Origin of the sequence: Acinetobacter sp. YT-02 (assembly GCF_002412355.1) — a bacterium.
GTDB classification, from domain to species: domain Bacteria; phylum Pseudomonadota; class Gammaproteobacteria; order Pseudomonadales; family Moraxellaceae; genus Acinetobacter; species Acinetobacter towneri.
The window spans coordinates 1-6,575 of sequence record NZ_NOZT01000080.1; the positions used below are offsets into that span (position 1 = coordinate 1).

Genomic DNA, 6,575 nt, shown 5'->3' on the forward strand with positions numbered 1-6,575 from the left:
GCAATCACGTTAAAGAACAGATTCGCTTCTTCACGTCCAAACGGTAAATAACCAATTTCATCGATAATCAGTAATTTTGGGGCGAGTATCACCCGTTGCATATAGGTTTTCAATTTACCTTGCTGATAGGCTGTACTGAGTTGCAGCATGAGATCGGCGGCGGTAATAAACTTGGTTTTGACATTGTTCATGATGGCCTTATAGCCTAATGCCATGGATAAATGCGTTTTCCCTACACCGCTAGCACCAAGAAACACCACATTTTCTGCTCTAGCAATAAAGCTCAGGTTGAACAGTTCAATCACCTGTGATTTAGGGGCCCCTAGGGCATAATTAAAATCATAGTCTTCCAGGGTTTTGACTTGAGGCAGGCCTGAGAGTTTCATCAGTACCTGCTGGCTGCGCTGTTGCCTGGCAGCATATTCATGCGTCAAGATCGCTTCAACAAAGTCGGCATAACTTCCATCCTGACCTAATGTTTGTTGTGCATGATGTGACCATTGTGATGCGATGGCAGGCAGATTGAGCTTTTGGCAAAGCTGCTCTATACGGTCGTATTGCAGATTCATCAGGAAACTCCCAGCAACTGGTCATATACAGATAAGGGATGCTGCAAACTCTCGTAGGGCATGACATGCTGTGCTGCTGCAACAGGTACAGTGCTGGAACCTGTATCTGATTGCGGTAATGGCGTAAATTTTTGCTGCTCCTGTTGCAGTCGAACAGCCGGTTTTTCTTGCGTGGTGGCATGAATCCGCTGATTGGCGGTTTCATGCAGCCACCGGCCAATGTGGGCATTGGCGACATCAACATCTAACAGTAAACCCGAAGTCTTCAGGCTTGCTTTCAATGGCACAATAAAGCTTGATTTGAGGTATCCATTAAAGCGTTCAACTTTGCCTTTGGTCTGTGCACGGTAGGGCTTACATACGCGAGGACGAAAGCTGTATTTCTTGGCGCAGTCGAGCAGTTTGGGATTCCATTTATGCTGCCCCTCCTGATAGGCATCCCGTTCAATCATGATCGTTTTAGCGTTATCAAACAGGATTTCTTGAGGTACTCCTGCAAAAAACTGAAATGCATTTTCTAGACCATCGATCCATGCATCCGTACGTTCATGATCATAAAATTTCACGAAAGTCGCTCTGGAATACCCTAATGTTGCGACAAAAGCTTTTAAAGTCGTGTTGTTACGTCGAATCGTGGTGAAATCCACTTGCATTTGTTGGCCAGGTTGGGTTTCAAAACGAATGATCGGTTCCGGTTGAGCAACTGGTTTTAATGTTGCAAGATATTCCCTCAAGATCCTGATCTTTCCTGGATATCCCAACCCTAAAATTTCCTGGTAGAGCACAACAGCAGGAATCCATTCAGGATGAGCTGCGTTTACACGTTGGAGTAAATAGGGTTTATATAGGTCAAGGATACTTATTCTAGGCTGTATACGCTGATACTGAGGTGTGGTGTTTTGCCGTAAATATTTACGTACGGTATTTCTGGCCCCCCCAGTTCACGACTAATGGCTTTAATAGATTTACCTTGTTGATGAAGTATTTGGATTGTCACTGCTTGCTCCAAAGTTAACATGTTGAGCAGTCCAAAATGACCGCTATATTAACCAAGGGGGTCAGTTTTTAAATGCCATTAGGGGGTCATTTTTACACTGCCGCTAACATCACGACAGATCTGGTTTTAGATGCGTTATTGATGGCTTTGTGGCGAAGAAACCCAAAGAACAAAGTCCTGATTCATTCTGACCAAGGCAGCCAATACACCAGTCATGAATGGCAGACATTTCTCAAGCATCATAATCTTGAAAGCAGTATGAGCAGACGAGGAAATTGCCATGACAATGCTGTTGCCGAGAGCTTTTTTCAGCTGTTAAAGCGAGAGAGGATCAAAAAGAAAATATATTCATCAAGAACTGAAGCAAGGTCAGATATCTTTGAATATATTGAGATGTTCTACAATTCAAAACGCAGACATGGTTCCAATGGTCAACGTTCTCCATTAGATTATGAAAAGGCCCATCAAAAGATGGTTATGTGTGTCTAGAATTTTGGTGGCTATTCAAACATCCTGTTCATATGGATCAATCAAATGATGACTTTAATTTGACTTTATGCCGATACATTTTTTCATCTGCTTCAATTACTGCCATTCGTAAATTTTTACTTGGTTCACGTGCCGCAACACCAACAGCAGCATTAATTCCAGCATTTTGTAAGGACTTTAAAAGCCGATTCACCAATTTCTGAGTATTTTCTAAAGTCGTTTCAATATTTAGAATGCCAAACTCATCTCCTCCTAAACGCGCGACTAAATCATTGGAGCGTACATTTTTCTTTAAGATTTGGGCCGTTTTTTGAATCATTTGGTCTCCAGCAGAATGACCAAATTTATCGTTTATAGTTTTTAAGTCATTTAAATCTATAATAATCACTGTGGCTGGATGTCCGTAGGTTTTGCATCGATCTTCCTCTAAATCCAAAAATGTATCCCAAGCACGACGATTAAAAACACCCGTTAAATGATCGGTTAATGAATCCATTTCAAGCTTTTCACTAACTCTTTTTTGTTCATTAATTTTAAGTTCATTTTGTAAGATTCGACTAAGTAATAAACTGAATAGCTCTAATAGATCACTATATTGTTCTATACTTTGAGGCTGTACTGATGGATCAATAGCACATAATGTGCCGAAAATAGAACCGTCCTCATTGAATAAAGGTTGCCCAATATAGGCGTTTATATCGACCAGTTTGTTGATGCCTGCTTCTACATACAGTGGAATATTTTTCGAATCAGGTGCTATACGTGGCCCTTTATCTAATACCATTTTAGAGCAGTATGAGTCAGCCCAATTGAAGACCTGTCCTGCCTGTACTCCATATCCATGATCTTTAGCTTGCAAAACTATCCAATCATTACTTTCAGTACGAGTAATCATCCATAAAGCAAAGCCTAAGTGATTATGTAAATACTCTAAAATTTTTTCACCAGCATCTTTAAAATCTTTAAAGTTTTCATAAGAAGGGATCATAATTACTCGCTATTTTGATTAGGATTAAACCCAAAAAGTGGCAAAATGCCATTAAATAGGACCGATTGAAACTTTAATTCTCATCGTGTGAACCGTACTGGGTTTGTCAGAGACGTTTTTATTTAAGGTAGGCCATTTAGAGGGGAACTCATCCTTTCAGGTATTTATGCAATAAAGCCATCTAAAATAACTTTTAAATCTTCTATAGAAACGGGCTTAGCAAAATAATAGCCTTGCAAGTAATTACATTTGCTCTCTGTTAAAAACTTAGCTTGTTCTTCTGTTTCTACACCTTCAGCCACGACTTCTAAGTTTAACGTTTTTGCCATTTGAGTAATTGCTATAACAATTGCCGCATCACTTTTATGTTCTGGCAAATGCTGAATAAAACTACGATCTAACTTAATTTGATCAATAGGCAGTTGACGGAGGTAACTCAGGCTGGAATATCCCGTACCAAAATCATCGATTGCTACTTTGATTCCAAGTGCTCGTATAGCTTTTAAAATTTCAACCGATCTTTCAATACCCATCAGTAACATCCCTTCTGTTACTTCTATCTTCAATAACTTAGCATCAAAGTTATTTGTTAGTAGGGTATTCCTTAACTCAGCCAAAAAATTAGTACGTTTAAATTGTATAGGAGATATATTTACAGCCACGCTAAGTTGATCTGGTCTATTCTTATTAAGCTCAGTAATATCTTTGCATGCCTGATTTAATGCCCAATTTCCTATTGCTGAAATTTGTCCAGTACGTTCGGCTAAAGGTATGAAAGACAATGGAGAAATTAAACCACGCTCAGGATGGAACCATCGAATAAGTGCTTCAACGCCTACAATTTTATTAGTTAAACTATCAACGATAGGTTGATAAAATAATTTAAATTGCTCATCTTCCAAGGCCATAATGAGTTCATGGCGTAACTGGATGTCATTCACTTTGTGAACCGTATTTCTTTCACTTGTATACCAGTGCCAAGTGCTACGTCCTTCATTTTTGGCTTCATACATTGCATGAATTGCATGATGCAATAACTCTCTAAAATTTTCGACTTCCTCTGTATCAGTCGCAATACCAATACTTGCGCTCAGACGAATATGCTGCCCTTTTATATTAAAAGGTAAAGCTAAAATTTTTAAGATGCCTTCTACTGTTTGAGTTACTTTTTCCTGAGTATATTCTTTGTTTAATAATAGAGCAAAGCCATCAGCGGCAAAACGTGATAAAACATCATCTTCTTGTAAAATAGTCCGTAGACGCTGACTGACCAGCTTAATTAATTGATCCCCTTCAGCATATCCGAGATCTTTACTTATAGTACGGAAGTAATCTAAATCAATATATAAAACCGCTAATGTATTGTTCATTCCACCCTTTTTGTAAAAGGCAAGGTCCAATAACTCTTCAAAAACTTGACGGTTAACTAATTCAGTTAGACTGTCATGAGTACGCTGATAATTTATATATTCTTCATCTATACATTTCTGGGTTACATCTTGCTGGGTTCCAATAAAATGAGTACATTCATTATTTTGATTCCATACTGGGCTAAGAGTAAGTTGATTCCAGAACCAGGTGCCATCTTTCCTATAGTTTTTTAAGGTAATTTGAACTTCTCGCTTATCTTTAAGCGCTTGGTGAATTTCCTGAACTGCATTAATATCTGTATCTTCTCCTTGTAGAAAGCGACAATTACTACCTAGAATTTCTTTCTCGGAATATCCGGTTAATTTTAGAAAAGCAGGATTAATGTATACAATTTGATGATTTGAAGTAGCATCAGTAATTACAATACCATTAGGACTTGCATCTAATCCCCGTTTTAATAATTGTAAATGCTCTTCTGTTTTATATCGGTCTGTAATATTTTTTACAATTGCAAATACACCTACAATTTTTCTATTTTGAAATAATGGTAAAAAGGTGAGATCTGCCCAATATTTTTCCTCTCTAACGTCATAAACCTGAATTTCTAGACGTTGAATATGACCTTCTGTAGCTTTTTTAAAAGCTTCTTCTGTTATTTTTTGATATTGAAGATGAATAAAATCTAAATAGTGTAGTCCTACAATCTGCTCTAGCTCAAATCCATTAATCTTTTTTGATTTTATATTTACTTTGGTAATTTTTCCATATAAATCATACTCATATACCGTGTCAGGATGATGATCAAAAAAAGAATGATATTTATCCTTCATAGCATTTTTATGCTGACGCTCATAATATAGATCGATCCCTAAAGCAGTCAGGTATGCCGCATGATTAAGCTTTTTAATCTCATCATCTGTTGGGCTCTTCGGTTTTCGATAATAAGTTGCAAAAGTTCCATATAAAGTACCTTCAGCACTAATTATAGGAACAGACCAACAAGCAGAAATATTTTCTTCAATAAGAAATTTTTGATAGCTTATCCAGTTAGGATGAATAAAAATATCTTCACAAATAACGATTTTACGATAATAAGCTGCTGCTCCACATGCACCAACATATGGCCCAATCTTTAAATTTGTTAATGCATTACGATATGCTGAAGTAAAATATTGTCCTCCACTGATTAAATTTAAATGTTTTTCTTTCTCTGAGAAAAACATAATAGTTACCATTGATCCAGGAATTAAACCTTCCAACCACTTTGAAACTGTATGCAAAACAACTTTTAAATCAGTTTGTTTACCTAAAAAATCAAGAATAAACAAAGTATCAGGATTACTAGATTTTTTAGACATTACACACCATTCAATAAACGCAAACTCAAATCATAAGTTCGACACATTTGTAGTTAGTTAAAAAAGTTAGGTGTATTCGTAGAATCATGAGACTTTTTCAACTCGCAATTGGAAAGCACACAATGAAGAAATATACTAATCTTTCTCAAGATTAAAGATACGAAATTTATACTGCTTTGAAAAGTAAAAGTTCAATCGCTACGCTTGCTCGGGAGTTAGGGCGCTCACGATCAACCCTCTATCGTGAATTAAAAAGAAATATTGGGCAACGTGGATGTAGAGCATAACTGGCAGCGAAATTTGCAAGTCAAAAAAGACGCTACCTTCCTTCATTACCCATGACAGCGTTTGCCTTCGCCATATTGATTATCTGATTGGCTTGGACTGGTCACCAGAGCAAATTTAACGTGCTTTAATACAACGTGGTTGACTGGATGTGATGTGGGTCTAGGATTTTAGACCATGCCTATAAGGAAATATTTAATACAGACCAAGGCAGTCAGTTCACCAGTGATGCATTTATTGATGTATTGAAATCAAATGGCATTGAAATCAATATGGATGGTAAACTTGCGCAGTATACTGCTCATAGGTTGATAATGTGATGGTTGAACGGTAATCCTCCCATAAATAACCGAAGTTAAAAGTAGAGGTTAAGCAGCCATTAGAGGTGGCCTTCCTTTGTTTGCTTGGTGTGGTCTTTCATGGTTGTAATGCCACAGCAAACTCGTTGCATAATCTTGTACTTCATCCAAAGTATCAAATAAATGCTTGCTCAGCCAACTATAACGTATGGTCCGATT

The 6,575-nt window shown here is 37.4% G+C and carries 4 protein-coding genes and 3 pseudogenes; 2 read left to right on the forward strand and 5 right to left on the reverse strand.

The features are described 5' to 3' along the window. Together istB and istA are read right to left on the reverse strand one after the other, a co-directional pair. The coding region (istB, locus tag CF596_RS14055) for an IS21-like element ISAba8 family helper ATPase IstB (RefSeq protein ID WP_096902834.1) at positions 1–569 on the reverse strand (569 nt) is incomplete at its 3' end. Beyond that, a pseudogene (gene istA, locus CF596_RS14060) lies at positions 569–1,587 on the reverse strand (IS21-like element ISAba8 family transposase). The gene istB and the pseudogene istA, both read right to left, overlap by 1 nt. A gap of 87 nt (positions 1,588–1,674) precedes the next feature. On the opposite strand from istA, the pseudogene CF596_RS14065 reads away from it, so the two are divergent. After that, a pseudogene (locus CF596_RS14065) lies at positions 1,675–2,055 on the forward strand (IS3 family transposase); the annotation flags it as partial. A gap of 37 nt (positions 2,056–2,092) precedes the next feature. Here the strand turns inward: CF596_RS14065 and CF596_RS14070 are convergent. Together CF596_RS14070 and CF596_RS14075 are read right to left on the reverse strand one after the other, a co-directional pair. Beyond that, the gene (locus tag CF596_RS14070; RefSeq protein WP_096902835.1) at positions 2,093–3,043 is read right to left on the reverse strand and encodes a sensor domain-containing diguanylate cyclase; all 951 of its coding nucleotides are present in this window, start codon (positions 3,041–3,043) and stop codon (positions 2,093–2,095) included. 164 nt (positions 3,044–3,207) lie between these two features. Then, entirely contained in the window at positions 3,208–5,772 is a 2,565-nt protein-coding gene (locus tag CF596_RS14075) for an EAL domain-containing protein (RefSeq protein ID WP_143228705.1), read from the reverse strand. A 164-nt stretch (positions 5,773–5,936) separates the two neighbouring features. Here CF596_RS14075 and CF596_RS14080 point away from each other — a divergent pair. Next, positions 5,937–6,175: pseudogene (locus tag CF596_RS14080) on the forward strand (helix-turn-helix domain-containing protein); the annotation flags it as partial. A 250-nt stretch (positions 6,176–6,425) separates the two neighbouring features. Here the strand turns inward: CF596_RS14080 and CF596_RS14090 are convergent. Then, positions 6,426–6,575 (reverse strand): integrase core domain-containing protein (locus CF596_RS14090; protein WP_143228706.1); only part of this gene is annotated, 150 nt, incomplete at its 5' end.